The following is a 24,165-nucleotide window of genomic DNA, read 5'->3' on the forward strand; positions in this document are numbered from 1 at the left end:
CTATTTCTCCTTTGCTTGATCGCGGGCGACTTGCTGATCATTTTGCCAAAAATCGTAAAAATTAAACCATTGATAAGGATATTGCGCCGCATAGTGACCTAAACGCTGCGCATAGTCTGTAATAACTTGGTTTAAAATTGCCTGTCGTTGGGTGCGTGGCATTTTTAAGCTATTGCTGTATTGCTCAAATATTACGTGGTACTTATTGATTTTCTTATCTTTTAAACAAAACAAAAAATAAACTGGGCAATCAAGTAATGCCGCTAAAATAAAAGGTCCTTGAGAAAACGGGGCTGGCTTGTCTAAAAAAGGCACTTGTACAGAGCGCGCGGCAGTGGTGGTACTGGTGCGATCGCCAACAATAACAATAATTTCGCCTTGCTCAATTTTTTCTTTCAATAAAATAGCTAAACCTGGGCCTAAGTCAGTTACTTGAATTAAATTAACCGCTACGTTGGGGTTAATTTTTTTCAGCATTTTATTAAATTCAACTGCATGATGAGTAAACACCAGCACGTTAATAACTTTGCCACTGCGATGTTGGCTAAGCGCTCGGCACACTTCTAAATTACCCAAATGCGAGCCAATAAAAATAGCCCCTTGGCGTTGCTCATTTAATTGGCTAAATAAATGCTCGTTGGTATATTCAATATCACTTAAGCTAATACGCCCAAGCCAACCATCTATTTTATCAAAGGCGCTGTCGGCAAAACTACAAAAGTGCTTTAGTTGCTGCTTAAGTGTCACGCTTTGCCCAGTGCCGGTGTACAAATTAACTTGCTGTAAAAACTGTTTTGAAGCAGCACGGGCAACCCTACCAGTAATAAAGAGATACACCACCACAGGAAACAAAATTAGCCACAGCCCTTTGCGACCCAGTATTTTATGTGTAAATAGCAGAGTTTGAATGCCTAAATAATTACCGCGCTCTTGCATTTTAGACCAATGTTTAACGGCCATAACGTCTCTTTAATTTGTGTGCTATAAGCCAAGGCGAGCGCACTAACATACCAAAAAACAATCGCGTGTGTAGCCAAGATATACGCACGTTGTCGTGCAATGGCTGAAAGTGAGAAAGCCCATTTTCTGGATAGATCACTTGGCTAGGTAAAAATATAAACGGCACATTACGCCAATATAAACGCACTAATATTTCAGGATCAAAGTCCATCCGCTTGCCCAGCTTAACTTCTTTTAACAGTTTTTCGCAGGCTCCCAGCGGATACACTCTAAAGCCACACATAGAGTCAACAATTTCAAAACTAAGGGTTTCAATCCATACCCACACATGGGTTAAGTATCGAGCTAAATAGCGATGCTTAGGCACTGAAGCGTCGTATATTGGGCAACAGCTTACTAATGCCTGTGGATTTGCGTTTGACAGGCGCAAAAGCTGCACTAAATCGGCCAAATTATGCTGGCCGTCGGCATCAACTTGAATAGCATGGGAATACCCTTGCTGATACGCATAATGCAAACCGCTTTGTACCGCCCCACCTTTACCTTGGTTGTGCTCATGGGTAACAATGGTAAGTAACGGATGCTGCTGTGCAAGTGCAGAAAACACTGCTTTAGCTGCATCATTGCTTGCATCATCAACCATAATAATTGGTAAGTTATATTCAGCAAGGCTGGTTAATACCTCCGCTATCACTGAGGTATGATTGTAGTTTGGAATCACAATACAAAACTTATTCATTTAAACAACACTTTCAAAAACAATCCTCCCAGATGCATGTTGCCCCTTAGCCGAGCGATAAGAAAACACATACTTATTAAGCGCTTTTTGCTCTATGGCTAATACCATAGTAAGGCCCGGCGTAATCACCACCTGAAACTTTAGCACTTCGACATTCTTTACCGCTAATTGAATATTATACTGCTTACAAATTGCAGCAACCGCCCAATCTAGCTGCACTACGCCTGCTAAAATAGGGCCGTCTTTAAAATGGCCATTAAAGTAATCTAAATCCTTGGGCACAAATAAACTTAATTGATAACCTTGCTCGGTTTGCTCACATTTAAGTAGTTGCGGCTGCGTTTTAATCAACTTTGTCAAAAAGGTGCTCCAATGCTTTTAAGTTTAATTTAGCTTGGCTGTTATAAGGTAACTGCTCTATAAAACGCCACTTTTTAGGCGTACAAATGCGCTCAAAACGCGTTAGTGCATGCTCTTTTAAAAGCTTATTAGTGGCTAATTTACTTTCACTTTGTAAATGTTTTACCCCTTGCTGGCTAAGCACAACTACCGCACCTATTACTTGCCTTGCCCCAGGTAATACAATTACTTTAACGTCGTTTACCCACTCACTGCTTGCTAGGTGGTGTTCTAGTTCATCCAAACTGAGGCGTTTTTCTTCTAATTTTATGATTCGGTCTAATCGACCAAGCAGTTTAAATTGACCACTTTTAAGCACCAAACCTCTATCGTCAAGCGGGTAATCTTTGTGGTTCACTAACGGTGAATTTAAAAGGAGTCTATCGTTTGTGCCAACACTCATTTTTATACCTGAAAACGGCTGCCACGAGCTCACGGTTTCAAGCGAGGTAACTTGTCGATACGCTATACCACCGGTTTCGGTACTGCCAAACACTTGTGTTATTGGTTTATTTAACTGACTGAATAGCGATACTGCATCTTCGTTTGCCAGCGGCCCACCAGATGAAAATATCCATTGTAAGTGAGATTTTTGTTCAATTAATACGTTGTCTGCGCGTAATCGTTTTAGCTGTGCGGGGCTAGAAATTAACACTACTTGTTTAGCGTCCTTGAGCTTGGCGGCTATATGCTCTGGGTAGTGTAGTAAATCGGTATCAACGACATGTCCGGTACTAAGTGGCCATAACAACCTAAATAGCAGCCCGTAAATATGCTGATGCGATACGCTAGCAATAAACATTGGCATACATTTTAACGCATAACTGCTTGATAAAATGCTCAGCTCTTTGTTAATTGTTTGCCACGACTTTACAATTGGCTTAGCTTTACCTGTTGATCCCGAGGTATAAAACACCAAGTTCCCTTCTTTGGGCCAAACAAGTTGCGCTAAAGGAAAAAAGCCAGGCTGTTCAGGCAAGTTTTCTATATTGATAAAGTCAATACCCAGTGGTTCAACAAGCTCTGAGTCACCTAAAAAACAAGGCGTTTGCTGTAGTAAGGCTTTGAGTGTTTCGGGTTGACCATTAGGTGGCAGTATAACCGTGCAACCGCGCAAGGTGAGTGCCATTAAACTCACCGCAAACTTATAAGTGTTAGTGCTATATAACACCACAGATGTGGGCGCTGTGCCCGGTAAATACTTAGCTAATAGCCGATTAACATCGCTAACAAACTGGCGTTGTGTCACTGCCTTATTTTCATGATTAAAGCACACACTAACATTATTACTTTGAAATACTTTACTTTGAAAGGTACTAAACACGCGCTTTCCTTTTTACTTTTAGCCTGACTAGCCACTCTAAGGCAAACAACACGCCCATAGCTACATAAGCAATCACACCATTATAAAAAGCCCACACTGCCAAACTAGCAAACAGGCTGGTATATAAGGCAATACCACCATTAACTATAAAAAAAACGCACCACAACTGAGTTACTTTTTTAGTGTATTGCACACCTTGCTCATCGAGCTCAGGCTCAGTGATGCGGGCAAAGGTTTCTATTATTGATGGCCCTTTATAAAGTGAGTAGCTAAACACGAGCAACATCACAGTGTTAATAATCACCGGGTATAAACGTAAACCCACATCACTGTCGAACACTTTTGACAATACGATTGCTATCACAGCTAAAAATGTCGCTGGCTTTAACCACGGCATTTTGTCAAATAATGCTTTGCTTAACCACAAGCGTAGTGCAAGCAAAAATAATAATACGATCGATAGCAGTTGGCTATTAAACTGCGTCAGGCCCACATACACAATAACTGGGTAGCAGGCCAAACAAAGCATAATAAGGGTGGTTAACAAGGCTTTAAGCATTTATTTAGTTAACGAGCTTTTCTATTTCGCTAACTACATTTTGCACAGTACGTACTTGCTTAAATGCATCAGGATCAATTTTTTTACCGGTGATTTCTCTTAGTTTTACTACCAAGTCAACAGCGTCAATGCTGTCTAAATCAAGGTCTTGATATAAGTTGGCGTCTAGGTTTATGTCGGCTGGGTCTATCTCAAAATCGTTTTCTAAAATGCCGTGTAATACATCATAAATTTCAGCAGCGGTTTTCATTGTTATTCCTATATATTTTTATAATTTAAGAACGTGCTTGTTCTATAAAGTGTGCTAAAGAATTCACCGAGGCAAAGTGCGCTTTTGTTTGCTCTGAATTGGCATCTATTTTCACATCAAATTGTTTTTTTATTGCCAAACCAAGTTCTAGTGCATCTATGCTATCGAGCCCTAAACCATCAACAAATAATGCTTCATCATCAGCAATGTCTGCAGTTGTCATATCTTCTAGATCAAGGCTGGATATAATTAATTGTTTAATTTGTACTTTTAATTCAGTCATAAATTGCTCAGTTCTTCTGTAAAATAATGTTGTAAGCTGTTAGTTAAATGCCGAGATTGTATAGCGGGTGTGTCACTAACATAAGGCAGGTTACTGTTAAACTGCTTGCTGGCCAGCTGCAAGCTAAAGTGCGCTTGATAAGGCGCTACTTTATACCAAGGTGTACCCTTGGTTAAGGTATTAGGCTGCATTTTTATTAATACTGTGGCGATTGGCACATTACATCTAAGTGCTATATTGGCCGCTCCTCGTTTAAACTTAAGTGCAGTATGGGGCTGTGAACGTGTGCCTTCAGGAAAAACTATTAAGTTATTTCCTTTGCTTATACTGCGCTCACATTCACGTAATAAACCTTCTGGATCTTCGTTACTTATATAACCAGTACTTTTAATTACACCGCGCATAAAGGGGTTTTTAAATAAATGGGCTTTTACTACGCAATCTGCATTTTTAATCACAGATATAAGCACAACCACATCAATTAAAGAGGGGTGATTGGCAAGTACTAATTTTCCGTTTAAATTAGCAAGCTGGGTTTTGTCTTTAATATTAAAACGAATAACGCCTGTGTAATGCATTAATCCAACAAAAAATTTAAAACAGTAATGTACTGTCGCTCTTGCTCTGTTTTTACGGGTGTTTACATCTGCTTCTAATACGTTTTGCAGCGGAAAAACCACTAATGTTAGTACTAAACCACCTATGCCAAACACGCTAAAACAAACACCGGTTGCAAGCACACGCCAACAAAGCCCTGTTATTCTTATAATGTGTTTAATCATGGTAGGTAAGTTGCCAATGATGAGCCAATGTAGTGTGGGTTAATATCGCACTTTTTTTATCGCGTAGGGCTTTAGCACCTTGCAGGCTCATTGGTAAGTTACTACTTTTTGCAGCAGGGTTAAGTACTTTATTTAAACTAAAGCACGGCTCATTTGCTTGAGCAAGGCGCACTATCATAGCAATGGAATGAGTAATTTGTAGCTCGTCAGCAAATTGGTTATATATATCGGGGAGGATTTCATCGCTATGGACTACTAACATGTACGGCTCATTGCTATCAACAAGGCGAATGTAGGCCTCTACAATTGCACACATAAAACTCTCAGCCCCTGCTGCAATAGCATTCATTGCACAGGTATTACTTTTTATAATACTAAAAAGTCCGGCTGCGGCATTATGCACACTCAGGCCAAAACCTGTGGGCGATAATGGTTGCTGATTAACTATATCAACTAATAAATTGGCTGTTTTATGAAAGTCCCCGTGGCGCGATGAGAACACCGCCGATAAATTAGTATACTGATCAGCGCTACTTACTTGCTGGGTACTGTGTAATACCATTTTGCTAAAACGAGTCATACGCCGGCGTTGCATAGGTGCAACCCAATCAAGCGTTATAGGCGAGTTATCATACCAATGATCGCTTTCTATTTGTCGCTGTTCTGGCTGGATCCATGTAGCGAGTTGTTCAACAACAAATTTCACAAATATACATATTTAGTTAATGATAGGACGCAGGATCTTACATTTTTTAACAAAAAAAGTAAAATAAACAATAAAAAAAGCCAGCGCTGAATTTTCATTCAGCGCTGGCTAATAATTCTATGATATTAAAAAGAATTCTTGTTCATTTATGCAGCGAGCATGGCCACCAACAACATCACTTGCGCTTAGCTGATTAATCAACTTTTCACCTTGTTGTTGCTGTGCGTCGTTAAGGGGTAAGTAAGGTAATCTAAATACCGGTTTAACTGCCTCTGTCATCATGAGTGCAGTATTAATCGCAATTGGATTTGGCTCGCAAAACAACCAATTTATTAATGGTTGTAATGACGTATTTAGCGCATCATTTGGCGCATCCATTAACTGGCGAAACAATTCTGGCATAAGATTAGAACTAACCGAAATAACCCCATGAGCGCCATGAGTATGACGAGCATCGTGGCTTTCATCATCATTACCCGACCAACACGCTATGCCTTGCTTCTCATAATGAGCTATACGTTCGTTACCACCACACTCTTTAACACCAATAAAATGCTCGTGCTTTGCTAATGGTTCAATAATATCAGGCGTTAAGTCTTGTCCTGTACGCCCCGCTACGTTGTAAATAAATGCAGGGCCAATATCAAGAACACGCTTTAAATGCTCTTTTACACCCGCAATAGAGGTGCGCCCATAATAAGGGTTAATTTGCAACGCAGCATCCATACCACTGGCAAAACCATATTTAGTGGCTTTAATAGCTTCTCGGGTATTATTACTGCCCGTATTACCTACAATTACCAGCTTACTGCTAAACTTATTTACGCTATGCGCTATGAGCATTAAGTGCTCTTCCCAGTTCATTAACTGGCCTTCGCCGGTAGTGCCGCCTACAACGATACCGTCAACCCCAGCTGCTATTTGTAACTCAACAAGGCGATCGTATGTTGCAAGGTCAATTTCGCCACTCGATAAATAAGGTGTTTTAATTGCTGTAATAAGACTTGCTTGTTTAATTTGTTCTAGGCTGCGCATAAAAAATCATTCTTTATAAAACTTGCGCTATTTGTACCATATTTATGTGTGCTTTTGCAGATGTAAACGCATATTTTGTAATAAAATGGCTTGTAATATTAAGTTTGATAATACAAAATGAACAACTGTATATATAAACAGTGTTTGTATTTTTAATATTAGGCGAGCTTTTATGCGTTTATCTCAGTACTTAACAACCCATTTTTATCATACCGACGAGCTATGCCAGGCACTCAATATTGATGCAGATAAGCTTGAGCATTGGCAACAGCAAAGTGTATTTCCTAAGCCTAGTTATTGTATTAAAAACCAACTAAGTTGTAGCTCATATTCGGGTTTATACGAATGCGAAGAGTACGACGATTATTACCCGCGAGGTTGTGTAAACTGGGGGCAAGGGCTAATAAAACAAAAAATTGATTCATCCAGCCAGGCATTTAATTACTTTGCCCGGCAATATACCGCCAGCTTAACTAAACTTGCTCAGCAAGGGTTTGAATTTAACGAAGAACTATTTGGTTGCGAAATAGAAGAGCATGTACAACAAGTATGGCAGCAATTTTTATGCAGCAAATATGGCGTGCTTACTCAAAATGGCTTAATAGACGAAATAGTGGCTGTTGATATAGGCCGCCTGGTGGTTGATGACATAACCGAATTACGCAGTAAAGCGGGGTTAGATCAAGATGAGCGGGCAAAATTGCACCCCGCTATAAAATTACTAAACCGAGCTTTGAGCCATGGTGCCGATCACGAAAAGCAACACACACTTAGAACCCGCTATATAGATACCCTTATTTTAAAATACGATTTGTCGATAAAGTAATAATACAAACTAGATAAACTAAAATGCAGGTTTGAAGTATAAATGCAGGTACGTTAAGGTAAACAAGCTAGACTAACAACGCCAAACTAAAGCAAAAATTGAAAAGCACGATATAATCCGGAGCAGCAATTTTATGAGCAGTACCAGCAAAAACGCAACACAGTCTGTCAACCACACGCCTCAACAGCAAACACACAGCATTTCCAATGCACTTGAGCACTGTATTCAGGTCCGAGGCGCGCGGGTTCACAATTTAAAAAATGTTGATGTAGACTTACCCCGCAATGCACTCATCGTTTTTACTGGTATATCGGGTTCTGGAAAATCATCTCTTGCTTTTGGCACCTTGTTTGCCGAGTCACAACGCCGCTATCTCGATTCAGTATCGCCTTACGCGCGAAGATTAATTGACCAAGTAGATGAGCCCGATGTAGATGACATAAACGGCCTACCTCCTGCAGTAGCACTGCAACAACAACGAGGCACCCCATCGGTTCGCTCATCTGTGGGAAGTGTAACTACTATTTCTAATACCCTGCGAATGCTCTACTCTCGTGCAGGCGACTACCCTAGCGGTCAAAATATACTCTACGCCGACGCCTTTTCACCTAACACCCCACAAGGTGCCTGCACCTTGTGTCATGGTATTGGCCGAGTGTTTGCAGTAACTGAAAAGTTACTTGTACCTGATGATACAAAAACAATTCGCGAGCGCGCCATAGCTGCATGGCCACCTGCGTGGCAAGGACAAAACCTCAGCCGTATACTTGTATCTCTTGGTTATGACATTGATACACCATGGAAATTACTCCCTAAAAAAACCCGCGATTGGATTCTATTTACCGACGAAACTCCCGTTGTACCTGTTTATCCGCAATATAGCAAAGAGCAAACTCGCAACGCCATTGAAAAAAATGAGAAGCCGAGTTACATGGGTACATACTCAAGTGCTAAACGTTTTATTTTGCACTCTTTTGCTACCACGCAAAGCCCGCGAACTAAAAAACGCGTATCACAGTTTATGCAAATTTCGGAATGCCCTGATTGCAAAGGTAAAAAATTAAAACAGCAATCCTTGTCGGTCAAGTTTACAGGCCTTGATATTGGTGAGTTATCACAATTAACACTAACAGAGCTAGCACTGCGATTACGTGATATTGCTAACATAAAGCCAACCCAAAATGCGCCCAATAGAGAAAAAGCAATTGTAGCTCAGCGAATTGCCAGCGACATTTTGGCCCGAGTAGAGGCACTCACAACGCTTGGCTTAGGGTATCTGTCGTTGCAACGTACCACACCTACTTTATCTGCAGGCGAACTGCAACGTTTACGACTAGCAACCCAAATTCGTTCACAACTGTTTGGTGTGGTTTATGTTTTAGATGAACCCTCGGCAGGACTACATCCAGCAGATACCCAAGCATTGCTTGGGGCGCTTGATCAACTCATTGCAGCTGGTAACTCTGTATTTGTTGTAGAACACGATATTAACGTGATTAAACATGCCGATTGGATTGTTGATGTTGGTCCAGATGCTGGTACGCATGGCGGTGAAGTGATTTACAGCGGCCCTATTAGTGGTTTACAAGGCGTTGCTAAATCTCATACCGCTCGATTTTTATTTACTGCAGACGCGATAACCAAACACACTTGCAGACAACCTCAAGCCTGGCTAAAGCTCGCAGCAATTGAGCGTAATAACTTACAAAAATTAGATGTTGAATTTCCATTGGGCGTAATGACAACCGTTACCGGCGTTTCTGGTTCGGGTAAATCAAGCCTCATTAGTCAAGCTTTAGTAGATCTGGTCTATGATGCGTTAGGACAAAAAGCTACTTTAGAGAGCCCAACTGACGAAGCCGAGTTATTAGAGCAAGAACTAGAAATTCCCACTGGCGGGCAAATTACAGATGGCATGCAGCACGTAAAACGTCTAGTAAATGTAGACCAAAAGGCAATCGGGCGTACACCCAGATCAAACCTCGCCACCTATACTGGCTTATTTGATCACGTCCGCAAATTATTTGCATCCACTAACAAGTCTAAAGCTCGACGCTACGATATGGGCCGCTTTTCGTTCAACGTTAAAAAAGGCCGCTGTGCTAATTGTGAGGGTGTGGGGTTTGTTAGTGTTGAGCTGTTATTTTTGCCAAGTGTTTATTCACCGTGCCAAGTATGCCAAGGCCAGCGTTATAACGAGCAAACACTTGAAGTGTATTATCGCGATAAAAACATTGCTCAAGTACTCGATTTAACGGTTGAATCTGCACATCAATTTTTTATAGATGAACCACAAATATCGCGAGCTTTGGACACTTTGTTACAAGTAGGCCTAGGATATTTACGCCTCGGCCAGCCAGCAACCGAGTTATCTGGCGGCGAAGCCCAGCGTATTAAACTTGCAACCGAATTACAGCGCATACAACGCGGTGATACTCTTTATGTACTTGATGAGCCTACTACCGGCCTGCATCCAGCTGATATAGCAATGCTGATGGTGCAATTAAATAAGCTTGTAGATGCAGGTAATACCGTTATTATGGTCGAACATGATATGCAGGTTGCCAGTAATAGCGATTGGGTTATCGACATGGGCCCCAGTGCGGGTGATCATGGCGGACAAATTGTTGCTCAAGGCTCCCCTGCACAGGTCGCAAAGTCAAAAGCCAGCCAAACAGCTCCCTTTTTATTAGCCTAAAATACAGCTATAACAATACTGTTAAACACTCGACATAAGTAAATAACTTAGTGGGCCAGCAGTATAAAGTCAAAATTCGTTTTGCCAATTTATACGTTTTATATTTAAAAAGTGCATGTAACCCGAATCAAACACAAAACAACATAAGCTTTTGTTAATTAATGATTTTATTGATTATTACTCTAGGGTCTGTTGACCTTTACGGATTGAAATTTGTTCAAACTAGGGGCGATTTAATCACGGCGTGAGGTTTGTAACCTAGTGGGCTAAGTAAAAACCGAGCAACAAAGAGTTAATCGCCCCTAGGCAGAACCCTTCGGGCAGCGCATATTTGGCATTGATGCTACGTTATCGCCTATTTATGGGGAATAACCACACCACATAGGCTCAGCCTTGCCTAAATACCAAACACACTGCTGCAAATTTAACCTTGAAAGATCAACAGATGTATGGACTCCCACTTCCATCAGAAGTAACGTAATAAGTGTTCAAACTTTTACTAAGGAGCCCATACATGTTGAATTGTAATGTGATAGCGATTGATTTAGCAAAAAATTTATTTCAAGTTTGCAAAACGCAAAGCAATGGCAAAGTTATTTATAACAAAACAATAAGCAGAGCCAAGCTTAAAGAGTTATTAATTAAAGAACAGCAATCTTTAGTTGCTATGGAATCATGTGGTGGTACGCATTATTGGGCGCAATTTGCTAAACAGGCAGGGCACCAGATCAAAGCGATCAACGCGCGACAGGTAAAAGCGTTTCGTCAAGGGCAGAAAACCGATGCAAATGATGCGCTGGCTATTTCAGTTGCAGCGAGACAGCCTCATATAAAAGGAAGTCGTTTACTTTCAGTGCAAGAACAATGCTTACAAGGCATTGAATGTATGCGTGATTTATTAGTCAAACAAAAAGTCAGCTTAGGTAATCAACTAAGAGCTTTATTGTTAGAGTTTGGTTACCCAATTGCTCAAGGGGATACGAAGTTGACCCAAGCGATACCTGAGATATTAGAAGATGCTGAAAACAGCCTAACAGGCGCTTTTCGCTTCACAATTAACCGAGTTTATCAGCGTTTTACTGAGGCGGTCGAAGAGGTGAAGCTGATTGAAAAGCAATTGCATGAAGTAATTAAAGAAGATCAAACCTGTATACGCTTGCAAGCATTAGAAGGCGTGGGACCGGTCTGTGCAATACTGATTAAAATAGCACTAGGTAATACAACCCATTTTAAAAATGGTCGAGAAGCTGCGTAGTGCTTTGTATAAAGGCGCATTAGCTGTTGTTTCACAACTAGAAAAAAGAGAAGTTCGTAGCCAAAAAGATATATGGTTAAAAGAATTAAGTGTACGTCGAGGCAAAAAAGTAGCCGCAATAGCGTTAGCAAATAAAACAATCAGAACGGCTTTTGCAATGCAAAAGCATAACAAAGATTATCAGCCACAATTACTTGTGGCTTAAAAACTTGTCAGAAAGATCGATTGAAATAGGTAAGACCGACCTTCAATAGACTGTTAGGGTCTGAAGTTTGAAAAACTGCTCAACAGAAAAGTCATGAAGGTGCGAATACATTTGAGGCCAGGGGTAGCTCCTCAATTTGAGCCCGTATATAAGCTAGCATCTAATTTATTTCAATTTTATTTTTGACATTAATAGGGAGTCCATATAAGACCCTAGTGTTAGTAATTTAACTTCGTACAGCTCATTATCTTGCTGTATATAATAAAAACTGTAATTAACAAGTAATTCATCTTTTAAGTTACTGCTTAATATAACGTTCTTTACCTGAAATAATTTAACAAATTATAATCCGTAAAAGCCAGTACGTTTTGCTAGTGGTAAAAATAAATCTAAATAAAACTTGATGTCCGGCTGAGGTTACTGTTAAAGTACTTCGCATCGGGTTGATAGAAAGCCCTGTTTATTTGTAAGTACCACGTTGTTATTAGTAATAATCCTTCGCGCTATCCTCAGTTAAATATATGTTTTCTTACTCTTTACATTGCCTTATATAGGGCGCACTTTAATTTTTTAGGATACTACTATGTCTACAACAACTGGTTCAGTTAAATGGTTTAATGAAGCAAAAGGTTTTGGTTTTATTGAACAAGAGTCTGGCCCTGATGTTTTTGCTCATTTTAGCGCAATTACTAGCGATGGCTTCAAAACTTTAGCTGAAGGCCAACGTGTACAATTTACTGTTACACAAGGTCAAAAAGGCCCGCAAGCTGAAAATATTGTTTGCATCTAAATTGTTTAATTTAATGGGTTAGTAATAACCCGTTAATGAATATTAGTTTGAAAGAAGTTCTGTTTATTTGTACGTACCACGTTGATATTAGTAATAATCCTTTGTGTTATCCTCAAGTTAAATATTTATTTTTTCCAGCTTAATCGCCTACTTTCAGGCACATTTTTTATTAATTTCTTAGGATACAATTATGTCTAATACAACTACTGGTACAGTAAAGTTTTTTAACGAAGCTAAAGGTTTTGGTTTTATCGAGCAAGAATCTGGCGCAGACGTTTTCGCACATTTCAGTGCAATCTCTGGCGACGGTTTCAAAACTCTAGCTGAAGGCCAACGTGTACAGTTTACTGTTACACAAGGTCAAAAAGGTCCACAAGCTGAAAACATCGTTTGTATCTAAGATGTTTAAGTTGATGGGTTATTTATAACCCATCTATTTATATAAGTTTGAAAGAAATACTGTTTATTTGTAAGTACCACGTTGATATTAGTAATAATCCTTCGCGTTATCCTCAAGTTAAATATAGGTTTTTTCCGGCTCAATCGCCTATTTTCAGGCACACTTTTATTAATTTTTAAGGATATTATTATGTCTAATACAACTACTGGTTCAGTAAAATGGTTTAACGAAGCAAAAGGTTTTGGTTTTATCGAGCAAGAATCTGGCGCAGACGTTTTTGCACATTTTAGCGCAATTTCTGGCGACGGTTTTAAAACTCTAGCTGAAGGCCAACGCGTACAGTTTACTGTTACACAAGGTCAAAAAGGCCCACAAGCTGAAAACATCGTAGCTATCTAAGCTGTTTTAGCTGATGCGTTTTTAAAGCGCACTAAAAACCCACTCATAGCTTGGCTATAAGTGGGTTTTTTGTTTTTCTATACTTATATAGCATTGTTATTTAGCTTTCATAGCAATAAATAAGATTATTATTAGGCTAGTTTTGATGTTCGTATTGCCCACGATACACTTCAAATACTTTTAGTACTGTATGCTGCTCTTTAGTTAGATTATCAAACCAGTGATCAAATAGATCATCGTTATCCTGTTCACTTAATGCCATATATTGGGCAAGTAACTCAATAATATCATTATGGGTGCAAGTTAAGGGGTTTACTTGTTGTGCTAAAACACTATGGTCGCGCTCTTTTAGAGTATCCATTACTCCTTGATCTATTTGTTGTTGTTTTTGTATTGCGTCGCTCATATGTTACCTCTGAGATCTACTGTTTATGCTATTTTTAACGAATGTAATTATAGTTATAACAGGCTAAACGCCAATAGCCAGCACTTTTGGTTTAACTGCTCATTTTTTGATTTGTTTGCATAAATAGCCAGCAATTATGGTTTTTAAATGCTTATTAAATAATTTTTTGAGTGGCTATAGATCCTGATGAATAAAATGATATAATATCACATAACGTAATGCTGTTATGAGAATTTCCCTATTTTATTTATTAATGAGGTATAAAATGAAAGTATTAAGCTCACTTAAAAGTGCTAAGCAGCGTGCAGGGTGTCAAGTTGTAAAACGTAAAGGACGCGTGTTTGTGATTTGTAAGGAGAACCCGCGCTTTAAAGCTGTTCAGGGTATGAAAAAGAAATAGCATTTAACCACTATCACTTTATAAAGCAGTCACTCAGTGTTGTGTGCAACACAGAGTGACTTTATTTAACTAGTTATTTAACTACCACTGAAAATTCAGGTACTGCCTGAATTACTTTTTTCACGGTACATGTATTTACCGCGGCAACCAGTGCTTTTTTATACTTATCAGGGAATCCATCTGGGAGTGTTATCTCAATAGAAAATAACTTTTTACCATCTTCATCCACATTTTCGTTATTTTGCTTAAGTGACATCCCTTGTGTCGAAATATCGCGTTGTTGGCAAAACTTTCTTGCATAAAAACCTGCACATAACACCATACTCACTAAAAAGTAATCAAACGGTTCTGGGTGCTCTGCGTTGCCACCTGCAGCCAAACTCTGATCGCTTATCACTTCATGATCGCCAAATTTAGCACTGAGCTTTTGGCCATCTAACATTGCAACTGAAATTTCCATCGAGGGTCCCTTATTTTCCAAATAGTAATTCAAAAAAGCCTGGAGGCTCATGTAACTCATGGTACTTTTTACGTAAATTATCTATGTTTTTTAGTGGCTGTTTAGCCGCACTCAAACCTTGTAGGTTAGCAGCTTGTTTTGCAAGCTCAGCCTGAGCAATGACTTTATCAAGCCCTTGTAATGATTGCTCTGGTTCTTTATAAAACTTAGCTGTTTTACTTATTTCCACTAACGAGATGAATTCATTAATCGCAAGGTTAAACTCGTCAATATTAGTCGCTTGCACTGCTTGTTTATATGCAAGCCCCGTGTTTTTCATATTAATTTCAAGGTCAACTGGCGCGCTGGCAATTGAGACTGATGACGTGAGTAAAATAAAAACAAAATAAAAGTACTTCATGATAAACCTTTCAATTAAAAACTCCGTCGATTATACCAATAATACGCTAGTAAGTAACCGCAAATGAAAGTGTGTAATGTTTAGCCTTGTTCGCTGTGTAAAGCCCCTTTACACTTTAGATGCAAACTTAAAGAGTAAAGAGCGACTTTTTTGAGGAGCTTAGTAAACTCAACCTTGTTATAGCAAGCCACAGTTGCTGCTGACATAACATTTTAATTAATCAGCTTAAACTCCAAGCAACTAATTTCCCGTTGCTCGTTAAGTGTTACAAGGGCGTTTGCTGTTGATGCTAGTGTGTTTAAATTTTCTCGAGTGACACGCTCAAAATGAGCAATAAAGTATCTAAGTTGGGCGTCATTCATAGTGCCTGCACCTTGCCCTTTTAAGGCTATAAGCTTTTGCTCTTGCTCTTTTCGCCATGCAAATACGGCAGCAAAACTAGGGGCTTTAAGCATCACTAAATAATCAACTTTAGCAAAAATGTTTAAATATTCTGTTTTTAAACAATTGTTCACATAGTTACGCCAAACACCTTGGCTATCTGCATTTTGCTCTAACTCATTTAATGGCGCAGTTAATGCTGATGCCGATTGTGCCTTACTACCTACGCACCACCCTTCTAAAATAATAATATCGACAGCGGTATTATTACGCGGCCACTCGTTATGTGGTGCACTGTCATCTAAATGCTTATTAAAATGAGGTAGAGGCACACCACTGTGCCCTGCTAGTAACTGCTCAAGTGTGCTTTTCATTAAAGCTACATCGTGCGTGCCGGGTACGCCGCGAGTGGCAAGTAGCGGGTGTACATTTTTTGCAAGCTGCAGTCGGCGCTGCTTAGTAAGGTAAAAGTCATCAATAGAAAGCGCTATGCTATTAAACGAACTATTTTTTGCCAACCAAGTTACTAAAAAATCAGCCAAGGTGGTTTTACCCGAGCCTTGGCTGCCATTAATAGCAACAAATAACGGAGTATTGGTTTTTTTAGCGTGCAATATATTTTTTGCTACCGGAATAAAAAACTGTTCACACTGCTGTTGATAGCTTATTGGTAGTTGATGTTTTGCTAAAAAATCACTGATATCCATATTTCTATTGCGCCTTTATTTTAGATAAAAAAATAGCGCATATATATGCGCTATTAGGTTAGTTTAACTTATCTATAAATTTAAGCTGCGGTTTTCTTCTCGGCTTTTGGTAACACTAAGTTTAGCACTATGCCTAAAATAGCGCAGAGGCTTACGCCTTCTAGGCTAAACTGACTACTGCCAATATGCATTCCACCAATACCACAAATCAAAATAAGCGCTACTATGCTTAAATTACGCGGTTCGCTTAAATCATCCCCAGATTTAACTAAAGTGTTTAATCCAATCACTGCAATTGAGCCAAACAATAAAATCATAATGCCGCCCATAACCGGCACTGGAATTGTTTGTAAACTTGCGCCCATTTTAGCTATAAAGGCTAGAGTAATGGCAATAATTGCAGTCCATATCATCACTTTTGGGTTAAAGTTTTTAGTCAGCATTACCGCACCGGTTACTTCTGAGTAAGTTGTGTTTGGCGGCCCACCAAACAATGATGCTGCTGAGGTAGCTAATCCGTCGCCAAATAGAGTGCGATGTAGCCCTGGTTTTTTCAAAAAATCTTTATTGGTAACTTGGCTAATCGCCATCATGTCGCCAATATGCTCAACAGCGGGAGCAATCGCCACCGGCACCATAAACAAAATGGCTTGCCATTTAAACTCAGGTAAAACAAAGTTAGGCACAGCTAACCACTGTGCATTGGTTACGGCGTCAAATTGTACTACGCCCATAGCAAGCGATAAACTATAACCAGCTATCACCCCTGCTAATATTGGAATAAGTTTAAATACACCCTTACCCCATACCGCTAATATAAGCGTAACCACTAAAGAAAATAATGAGATGTAAATAGCACTATCATAAGCAATAATTTGCGTGCTGCCGTCACCACTTTTGCCCATGGCCATGTTTACCGCAACCGGTGCTAAAGCTAGGCCAATAACCATAATAACTGGCCCGACTACTATTGGTGGTAATATTTTATGTAGCGTTTCAGTGCCTTTAAATTTAACTAAAAAGCTCAATAGCATATAAGCAAAACCAGCCGCCATTAAACCACCCATAGTGGCAGGTATGCCCCACATTTGTATTGAGGCAATAATCGGTGCAATAAAAGCAAACGATGACGCTAAAAATATGGGTACTTGGCCTTTAGTAACAAACTGAAATAATAGCGTACCTAAGCCCGCAGTAAAAAGAGCAACACTTGGATCAAGCCCTGTTAACAGCGGTACTAATACTAATGAACCAAATGCTACAAACAACATTTGCGCACCAGTAAGTATCGTTTTTATTGAGAACATGGCATTGTTTTTCATCGTATCGTTTTGCACTGTTTTCACTTAAACCGTACCGAAAATTTTATCACCTGCATCACCTAAACCAGGCACAATATAGCCTTTATCGTTTAAGTGGCTGTCTACCGATGCGGTATATATTTCTACATCTGGATGGGCAGCTAATGTTTTTTCAACCCCTTCAGGAGCAGCAACTAATACAATCACCTTGATTTCTTTACAGCCTGCTTTTTTAAGCATATCAATAGTGGCAATCATAGTGCCGCCTGTTGCAAGCATAGGATCTATCACTAAGCTTAAACGCTCATTAATATTACTTACTAGCTTTTCAAAGTATGGAATTGGCTCTAATGTTTCTTCGTTTCGCTCAAGGCCTACAACACTTACTTTGGCAGCCGGCAATAACTGCATCACACCGTCCATCATGCCTAAGCCCGCACGTAAAATAGGCACTACAGTAATTTTTTTACCTTTAATATGCTGCACATTTAACTTTGTGCCATCCCAGCTGGTAATTTCGTTATCTTCTAACGGTAGGTTTTGAGTTGCTTCGTAGGTTAATAATGTACCTACTTCTGAGCACAATTCACGAAAGCTTTTAGTGCTAATTCCATGGGAGCGCATTAAGCCTAATTTATGTTGAACAAGGGGATGAGTTATAACGTGAATAGCCATATTAAAAAAACCTAGTAATAAAATTTGCGGTATTTTATAGTAAAAAAGTGCATTTGGCCTGCAGTTTTCGTTAAGTTTTCACAATTGCTGCCAAATAACATTATTTTGCCTGATATTAAGGCAATATACCTAATTCAAGCGTTAATTAAATGTGTTTTTTTAACTCACTATTTACGTGAAGCAACATGTAACTGTTTATTTTTTTATGCTCTGGACTCCACCCTGCTAAAAAACGATAAAAATCGGCCCATGCAACACTCCATAAATTGCGCCAATCGTTAATCACTTTACTTGCCTCTACCTTAGGATGATAAACGCCTAATGCTAACTTCAATTCGCTAAAATACCACTCTAAACAACTATCAGCATGCTGATGCAATTGTGTTTCGTTAAAGCAGCTTGTCATAAAATACATCACGTCTATAACCCCAACACCAGCACCTACATATTGAAAGTCGTACCCTAGCACGTGCTGCTGTTTGTTTATGGCAAAATTTGCCAGCTTGGCATCACCATGAATTACTGTTTTATATGCACTATTGCATAATGTCGTATTTAGCTTAGCTGCAACCTGCTTAATAGCTGATTGCTGGAGCTTTGTAAGCTCATCGGGACGCGTACTTAAATGCCAATAATTGCCCTGTGACCATAGCTTTTCAGCCGCGTGAGTAACAGCTTCAATTGTTAAATTAAACGCATGAAAATGCGCTAACCATTTAATAACCTCGCGATAGTCTTGAGGCAAAGCTTGTACATAGCCCTGCTGGGTAAAATCGTTAAACGCCAGCACATATTGCTGATCATTTTGGATTGCGGCTAAACAGCCAATAGCAGCAGCGTTATTAGGTAACTGCTGGCTGCAATCATTATAAAAGTAGTATTCAACATTATAAGATTTACGCTTACGATTAACAGCAAACGCCGTTTGTTTAATCTTTGGGTGATTTATAACCTCAGGAATATTCACCGCCTTTATAACACACGCCTGTCCGTCAAGCTCACAAGCCACTATGCTGCCACAACCACTCCACAAAGAAGTCAGCGTAGCCCCCACTTTTATCTGTTTAAACTGTTGCTGTAATAAAGAAAGGTAAAAAGCCATAGCCGCACTTAATATTAATAAATTTTAGTTAGTTTAACGCAAAGCGTTGTTATTATAAAAAGTGTTATTTAATAGTAAAAACTACTTAAGTGACAAAGAACAATTTTATTTATAAATTTATTTTCATTAACGTTAGCTATTACCTCTATTCATCTTTAAATCAAAAAACAGAAAACAATTAGCAGCATTGCTCAATACACGCTCACATACCGCTCACAATTAGTATGATAAGTATCCCAACCACACCACCATTGCAAATAACTCAATAAATACAATAACCTAACATTAGACACTTGCTTTTGTATGCGCTATTCTCTCGCCGATTTCATCTCTATAACATCATACATGCTGCTTACTTGGTGTAACGGGCTAAATTTTTTAGTCGTTAAAACCTGAATATGCTTTATGAGAATTATCTTTAAATCGTACTTTTAAAATATCAAAATAGGAAAAATAATGAAAAAAACATTCCAGGGAACTTTGCTGCTATCTTCTTTATTACTAGGCTCTTTTGTACAAGCGAATGAGCTAGAACCAGTACCTCAAAAACATTGGAGTATTGGAGCGGGTGCTTACGCGTTCACATTAGCCAATGACAATAGCTCAAGCGAAGATTTGGATTTTAGTGGTTTTAATATAGCTGCTGGTTATGCTGTTAATAATCACTTTCAAATTAGAGCTACCTACTTCTCATTAGAAAACGACGATTTTTCAGCGATAGAAAGTGATGGATTCGACCTAATGGCTTACGGGGGTGTGGGTTTGTCTAAAAAAGGCTTTAGGGGCTATGGCGGTGCTGGTTTCTTTTCAGATAAGTGGAGTGCATTGGGTGAAAATGAGACTATGTCAGGCTTTCAACTTGGTGGCGGCTTAGGCTACAACTGGGGCCCTGCGGCTTTAGATTTTGTTTTAACTCTACGCCAAGCTGATGAATATGAAGATTTTATGTACCGCACAGGCACCTACGTTGCTGTATCGGGTAACTTAACTATTTCTTATTTATTTTAAATAGCTCCTCATTAAGTTACAAAAAGCCCCTCAATTAACTTTTGGGGGCTTTCTTTAAAAACGTAAAAAGCGCCCAAACTACAGGCGCTTACATTGTTGAATTTATTTACACCGGGTGATTACTGGTTTACAACACTTTTAAGTGGGTTAACCGGTTGTGCGTTGTCGTCAAGTAAGTTCATATCAAAATCGAACTCATCTACACGAATCGCTTTTTCGCGCTTAGTGTTGTAATCAATAAGCTGAGTATGTTCAGCCGCTGTAATTACATTAGCCGCAAGTGCGTTATCAAGTGTGATTGAAAAACGAATACCCGCTTTAATTGTTTTAGCACGCAGTGCTTTTTTAACTTTAGCCAACTCACCAAGCGATGCCATTTTAGCTTTGTACGCTTGCTCGTTAATGTAATGTCCATCACCTTTAACTGGCTTAACTAAATGCGTAATTTGCGCTTTAAAGGCCGTATCTAGCTGAGCTTGCTTAGCTAGTTCACGAATTAAGTCGTCGCTAATTTTTGGCATTTTAGTTGAGTAATTCATGGTAATAAAACGCATGAACTTACGCGTGCCACTTGCAGGGAAGTTATCTAAAAACTTGTGCAGCGCTTCTTCAGCACTTTGTAGTGCAAAGCGAGTTGCATAATGAAAATACGGTGCTGCTTGCTCACGTTCACTACTTGATACTTTTTGCTCGTAGTATTTAATTGACGCCATTGCCGCGTATAAAAAGCTCATTACATCACCTAAACGTGCCGACAACATTTCTGCTTGCTTTAGCTTACCGCCAAGTACAAGTAGCGAGAAATCTGCATATACAGCTAATTTAGCTGACAGTTTATGTGCTGCTTTTTCGTATTCACGTACTTCTGGTAACGTTGAGCTTGCACCTGCTGTAAATGGTAATACACCCAAGCGGAACGCACGTAAGCTGTTTGCTACGCTGTAACTTACTGTTTTACGTAAAATACGGTTAAATTCTTTATCTGCATTTTTATCTTCGCTATGAATTGATTCAACCATAGATTGTAAGTATGGATGACAACGCATTACACCTTGACCAAAGATCATCAGGTTACGAGTAAGAATATTCGCGCCCTCTACCGTAATGGCAATTGGCTGTGCTACATAACCGCTTGCTAGCGTGTTTTGTGGACCATTTTGAATTGCTTTACCCGCTTGAATATCCATTGCAGAGTCGAGTACATCACGGCCCAACTCAGTCATGTGGTATTTAGCAATTGCAGTTACTACCGATGGTTTTAAGCCCATGCCTAAGCCTTCAGTTGTAAGCACTCGCATTGCTTCTTGTAGGTATGTTTTACCTGCTATATCGGCAAGCTTTTCTTGAATACCTTCAAACTGGCCTATTGCTAAACCAAATTGCTCGCGCACAGCAGCGTACTCAGACGCTGATTTAAATGCAACTTGCGCCGTACTTACACCCAGTGCTGGTAATGAAATACCACGCCCTGCGCCTAAACAACTAACTAGCATTTGCCAACCGCGACCAATGTTTTTCTGGCCACCAATGATAAAGTCCATAGGTACAAATACTTTGTTACCACGCGTAGTACCGTTATAAAAACGAATATTCATAGGATCATGGCGATTACCTAACTCTACACCCGGGTGCTCTTTAGGAATAAGCGCACAGGTAATACCTAGGTTTTCTTTGCCGCCAAGCAAACCATCAGGGTCAACAACTTTAAATGCTAAGCCTAATACAGTCGCAATAGGCGCCAGTGTAATGTAACGCTTGTCCCACGTAATTTCTAAACCTAGTACTTCTTCGCCGTTGTACATGCCTTTAGTAACTGTACCTAAATCTGGAATGCCACCTGCGTCAGAACCCGCTTCTGGGCTAGTTAATGCAAAACATGGAATGTCTGTACCATTTGCTAAACGTGGTAGGTAGTGTGCTTGTTGCTCTTGCGTACCAAAATGCAGTAATAGCTCACCTGGGCCTAACGAGTTAGGTACCATTACTGTTACCGCTACTGCAGAGCTTTTAGTGGCAATAGTGGCTACAATTGTTGAGTTAGCGTATGGGCTGAACTCTAAACCGCCAAACGATTTAGGAATGATCAGCGAGAAGAAACGCTCTTTCTTTAAAAAGTCTAAAATGTAATCCGGTAAATGAATGCCATTTTGAATTTCGGTGTCATCAATCATACCCAACAAGTCTTGCAGTGGGCCATCAATAAAGGCTTTTTCGTCTGCGCTTAATACTGCAGCTGGCACGGCGCGTAGTGCACTAAAGTCAGGTTTACCTTGATAGATAGACCCTTCTAACCATACATCGCCGGCGTCTAGCGCTTCTTGTTCAGTAATTGAAATACTTGGTAATACTTTTTTTAATTTTGTACGTAAACTCATGATTGAACTCATCAGACCAGATAATAATAACTACATTACGTCATAAAAATTCGATTAGATCAATTACTCTATGCAAATAATTAACAGTTTTTTCAATTTATTTTCTTTACGTGAACGTAAACTGTTTAAACACAAGGGCTTACGGCTATGCGCTGAAAAACATTATTTTTCTTCATTTGGCTAATTAAACAACAAAACTTAGCTAAATCACGCCTTAAAGATAAAGCGACTTTAACGGGCATAAAAAAACGCAGCATAATTATATGCTGCGTTAATTAGTATCCGCTCAATTATAAAATTAACTAAGTGCTTATTTTAACCACTTGTTTGCCGGTAAAACCGCCGTCTAATTGTTTATGTAGTGCTGCTGATACTGCTTGTGCGTTAAAGTCGACAGCTGTAATTTCGGGTGTTTTAATGTCACCACTCAAAGCACCTTCTATTAATAAGTTACCCATAAAACTTAAACGTTGCTGGGCACATAAACTATTTGCCAACCAAGCACCTCCTAAGGATACAACACCAATATTGGGTGCTCGACGATACATTAGCTCTTGTTCAAAATGTGGTAATGGGTTTAAACAAGCAATGCGCCCACAAAAACGCATTAGTTCTATATTGCGTATTGTAGAGGCGCCACCAACGGTGTCTATTACCGCATCAAAGCCTTGTGGGCCAAGCTCTCGGCGAATTTTTTCGCATAAGTCTTTATCCTGGTAAGCAAATACCACATCAGCGCCTAATTGTTTTACCAATTTATGATTACGCTTAGCTGCTGTGGTAAATACGTCGGCACCGCGCTGCTTTGCAAACTGAATGGCAAACTGCCCTACAGCCCCTGCGCCACCGTCAATTAATACGGTATCGCCCTCGGTAATATTAATTTTATCTAGGCTTATGAGTGCAGCCATACCGGCACAAGGTAAAGTAGCCGCCATATCGCCTGCAAGCTCAGCAGGAACAACCGATACAGCATAGTTAGCTACTTTGGTATATTCACTCAACGCCCCTTGATCGCCAATACTGGCATGCCACATTACACGCGTGCCAACGCCCGGGAAAACACCTTTACCAGCCTTTACCACTACGCCAACGGCATCAAGCCCTAAAATATGTGGATATTGCCACTTACAAAAACCCGATTTAGCAAACAAGCCATCAACTGGGTTTAAGCCAACATATTCAACTTTAATAAGCAGCTCGTTGTCTGCACACTCAGGAACAGCGTACTCAACATCGGCTAAACAAATTTTTTCATTAGGCTCAGGCAATACAATTGCTCGCATAGTCTGCGGTAGCGTGTATTGCGGTGAAATATCAGTATCAGACATCAAAAAACT

At 39.7% G+C, this 24,165-nt stretch carries 28 protein-coding genes; 9 read left to right on the forward strand and 19 right to left on the reverse strand.

Annotated features, from left to right (window positions below):
• From AAEY55_RS07945 to dapA, 10 genes are all read right to left on the reverse strand, one after another.
• Window positions 1-960, reverse strand: coding sequence for an acyltransferase (locus tag AAEY55_RS07945; protein ID WP_011330025.1), 960 nt, complete (start codon window positions 958-960; stop codon window positions 1-3).
• Window positions 950-1,699, reverse strand: coding sequence for a glycosyltransferase family 2 protein (locus AAEY55_RS07950; protein WP_089369242.1), 750 nt, complete (start codon window positions 1,697-1,699; stop codon window positions 950-952). Before AAEY55_RS07950 ends, AAEY55_RS07945 begins: the two co-directional genes overlap by 11 nt.
• Window positions 1,700-2,059 (reverse strand): thioester dehydrase, encoded by a 360-nt coding sequence (locus AAEY55_RS07955; protein ID WP_011330023.1) that lies wholly within the window; start codon window positions 2,057-2,059, stop codon window positions 1,700-1,702.
• Entirely contained in the window at window positions 2,043-3,422 is a 1,380-nt protein-coding gene (locus AAEY55_RS07960; protein WP_350550761.1) for an AMP-binding protein, read from the reverse strand. The genes AAEY55_RS07955 and AAEY55_RS07960 overlap by 17 nt, the downstream gene beginning before the upstream one ends.
• Window positions 3,415-3,981: a hypothetical protein gene (locus tag AAEY55_RS07965; protein ID WP_086995804.1), complete on the reverse strand. Its 567-nt coding sequence runs from the start codon at window positions 3,979-3,981 to the stop codon at window positions 3,415-3,417. The genes AAEY55_RS07960 and AAEY55_RS07965 overlap by 8 nt, the downstream gene beginning before the upstream one ends.
• A gap of 4 nt (window positions 3,982-3,985) precedes the next feature.
• Complete coding sequence (locus tag AAEY55_RS07970) at window positions 3,986-4,231, reverse strand: acyl carrier protein (protein WP_011330020.1); 246 nt, start codon at window positions 4,229-4,231, stop codon at window positions 3,986-3,988.
• A 25-nt stretch (window positions 4,232-4,256) separates the two neighbouring features.
• Window positions 4,257-4,514 (reverse strand): phosphopantetheine-binding protein, encoded by a 258-nt coding sequence (locus tag AAEY55_RS07975; protein WP_011330019.1) that lies wholly within the window; start codon window positions 4,512-4,514, stop codon window positions 4,257-4,259.
• Window positions 4,511-5,296, reverse strand: a complete 786-nt coding sequence (locus tag AAEY55_RS07980; protein WP_192532288.1) for a 1-acyl-sn-glycerol-3-phosphate acyltransferase — start codon at window positions 5,294-5,296, stop codon at window positions 4,511-4,513. The genes AAEY55_RS07975 and AAEY55_RS07980 overlap by 4 nt, the downstream gene beginning before the upstream one ends.
• A complete protein-coding gene (locus AAEY55_RS07985; protein WP_350550764.1) occupies window positions 5,289-6,002 on the reverse strand; it encodes a beta-ketoacyl synthase chain length factor in 714 nt (237 codons plus the stop codon). The genes AAEY55_RS07980 and AAEY55_RS07985 overlap by 8 nt, the downstream gene beginning before the upstream one ends.
• A 117-nt stretch (window positions 6,003-6,119) precedes the next feature.
• Complete coding sequence (dapA, locus tag AAEY55_RS07990; protein WP_182683632.1) at window positions 6,120-7,037, reverse strand: 4-hydroxy-tetrahydrodipicolinate synthase; 918 nt, start codon at window positions 7,035-7,037, stop codon at window positions 6,120-6,122.
• A 172-nt stretch (window positions 7,038-7,209) separates the two neighbouring features.
• Between dapA and AAEY55_RS07995 the strand changes: the two genes are divergently transcribed.
• The 7 genes from AAEY55_RS07995 to AAEY55_RS08025 all read left to right on the forward strand — a co-directional run bounded on the left by AAEY55_RS07995 (window position 7,210) and on the right by AAEY55_RS08025 (window position 13,610).
• Complete coding sequence (locus AAEY55_RS07995) at window positions 7,210-7,863, forward strand: DUF6058 family natural product biosynthesis protein (protein ID WP_089369237.1); 654 nt, start codon at window positions 7,210-7,212, stop codon at window positions 7,861-7,863.
• A gap of 133 nt (window positions 7,864-7,996) precedes the next feature.
• Entirely contained in the window at window positions 7,997-10,561 is a 2,565-nt protein-coding gene (uvrA, locus tag AAEY55_RS08000) for an excinuclease ABC subunit UvrA (protein WP_339684040.1), read from the forward strand.
• A gap of 529 nt (window positions 10,562-11,090) precedes the next feature.
• Entirely contained in the window at window positions 11,091-11,816 is a 726-nt protein-coding gene (locus AAEY55_RS08005; protein WP_208619499.1) for an IS110 family transposase, read from the forward strand.
• Window positions 11,797-12,021 carry a hypothetical protein gene (locus AAEY55_RS08010; RefSeq protein ID WP_208619498.1) on the forward strand — a complete coding sequence of 75 codons (225 nt, stop codon included), beginning with the start codon at window positions 11,797-11,799 and terminating at the stop codon, window positions 12,019-12,021. The genes AAEY55_RS08005 and AAEY55_RS08010 overlap by 20 nt, the downstream gene beginning before the upstream one ends.
• A 583-nt stretch (window positions 12,022-12,604) precedes the next feature.
• The gene (locus tag AAEY55_RS08015) at window positions 12,605-12,811 is read left to right on the forward strand and encodes a cold-shock protein (RefSeq protein WP_011330013.1); all 207 of its coding nucleotides are present in this window, start codon (window positions 12,605-12,607) and stop codon (window positions 12,809-12,811) included.
• Window positions 12,812-13,001: 190 nt separating this feature from the next.
• Window positions 13,002-13,211, forward strand: a complete 210-nt coding sequence (locus AAEY55_RS08020) for a cold-shock protein (protein ID WP_011329603.1) — start codon at window positions 13,002-13,004, stop codon at window positions 13,209-13,211.
• 189 nt (window positions 13,212-13,400) lie between these two features.
• Entirely contained in the window at window positions 13,401-13,610 is a 210-nt protein-coding gene (locus tag AAEY55_RS08025) for a cold-shock protein (RefSeq protein ID WP_011330012.1), read from the forward strand.
• 136 nt (window positions 13,611-13,746) lie between these two features.
• On the opposite strand, the gene AAEY55_RS08030 is transcribed toward AAEY55_RS08025, so the two are convergent.
• Window positions 13,747-14,016: a hypothetical protein gene (locus AAEY55_RS08030; protein WP_011330011.1), complete on the reverse strand. Its 270-nt coding sequence runs from the start codon at window positions 14,014-14,016 to the stop codon at window positions 13,747-13,749.
• 265 nt (window positions 14,017-14,281) lie between these two features.
• Between AAEY55_RS08030 and ykgO the strand changes: the two genes are divergently transcribed.
• The gene (gene ykgO, locus AAEY55_RS08035; RefSeq protein ID WP_011330010.1) at window positions 14,282-14,416 is read left to right on the forward strand and encodes a type B 50S ribosomal protein L36; all 135 of its coding nucleotides are present in this window, start codon (window positions 14,282-14,284) and stop codon (window positions 14,414-14,416) included.
• 73 nt (window positions 14,417-14,489) lie between these two features.
• On the opposite strand, the gene AAEY55_RS08040 is transcribed toward ykgO, so the two are convergent.
• The 6 genes from AAEY55_RS08040 to AAEY55_RS08065 all read right to left on the reverse strand — a co-directional run bounded on the left by AAEY55_RS08040 (window position 14,490) and on the right by AAEY55_RS08065 (window position 19,442).
• Window positions 14,490-14,876: an OsmC family protein gene (locus AAEY55_RS08040; protein WP_011330009.1), complete on the reverse strand. Its 387-nt coding sequence runs from the start codon at window positions 14,874-14,876 to the stop codon at window positions 14,490-14,492.
• A gap of 10 nt (window positions 14,877-14,886) precedes the next feature.
• Complete coding sequence (locus AAEY55_RS08045) at window positions 14,887-15,276, reverse strand: cytochrome b562 (RefSeq protein ID WP_011330008.1); 390 nt, start codon at window positions 15,274-15,276, stop codon at window positions 14,887-14,889.
• A 212-nt stretch (window positions 15,277-15,488) separates the two neighbouring features.
• Entirely contained in the window at window positions 15,489-16,364 is an 876-nt protein-coding gene (locus tag AAEY55_RS08050; RefSeq protein ID WP_089369235.1) for a hypothetical protein, read from the reverse strand.
• 80 nt (window positions 16,365-16,444) lie between these two features.
• The gene (locus tag AAEY55_RS08055; protein ID WP_041454985.1) at window positions 16,445-17,686 is read right to left on the reverse strand and encodes a uracil-xanthine permease family protein; all 1,242 of its coding nucleotides are present in this window, start codon (window positions 17,684-17,686) and stop codon (window positions 16,445-16,447) included.
• A 24-nt stretch (window positions 17,687-17,710) separates the two neighbouring features.
• Window positions 17,711-18,340 (reverse strand): uracil phosphoribosyltransferase, encoded by a 630-nt coding sequence (gene upp / locus AAEY55_RS08060; protein WP_011330005.1) that lies wholly within the window; start codon window positions 18,338-18,340, stop codon window positions 17,711-17,713.
• Window positions 18,341-18,485: 145 nt separating this feature from the next.
• Window positions 18,486-19,442: a phosphotransferase gene (locus AAEY55_RS08065; RefSeq protein WP_089369234.1), complete on the reverse strand. Its 957-nt coding sequence runs from the start codon at window positions 19,440-19,442 to the stop codon at window positions 18,486-18,488.
• 456 nt (window positions 19,443-19,898) lie between these two features.
• Between AAEY55_RS08065 and AAEY55_RS08070 the strand changes: the two genes are divergently transcribed.
• Complete coding sequence (locus AAEY55_RS08070; protein WP_089369233.1) at window positions 19,899-20,450, forward strand: outer membrane beta-barrel protein; 552 nt, start codon at window positions 19,899-19,901, stop codon at window positions 20,448-20,450.
• Between the two features lie 119 nt (window positions 20,451-20,569).
• Here the strand turns inward: AAEY55_RS08070 and AAEY55_RS08075 are convergent, their stop codons facing one another.
• Together AAEY55_RS08075 and AAEY55_RS08080 are read right to left on the reverse strand one after the other, a co-directional pair.
• Window positions 20,570-22,825, reverse strand: a complete 2,256-nt coding sequence (locus tag AAEY55_RS08075) for an acyl-CoA dehydrogenase (protein WP_011330002.1) — start codon at window positions 22,823-22,825, stop codon at window positions 20,570-20,572.
• A gap of 302 nt (window positions 22,826-23,127) precedes the next feature.
• Complete coding sequence (locus AAEY55_RS08080) at window positions 23,128-24,156, reverse strand: zinc-binding dehydrogenase (protein ID WP_011330001.1); 1,029 nt, start codon at window positions 24,154-24,156, stop codon at window positions 23,128-23,130.
• Window positions 24,157-24,165: the final 9 nt, after the last annotated feature.

The organism is Pseudoalteromonas sp. 120-MNA-CIBAN-0494 (assembly GCF_040308885.1).
In the GTDB taxonomy this organism is placed as follows: Bacteria; Pseudomonadota; Gammaproteobacteria; order Enterobacterales; family Alteromonadaceae; genus Pseudoalteromonas; species Pseudoalteromonas nigrifaciens.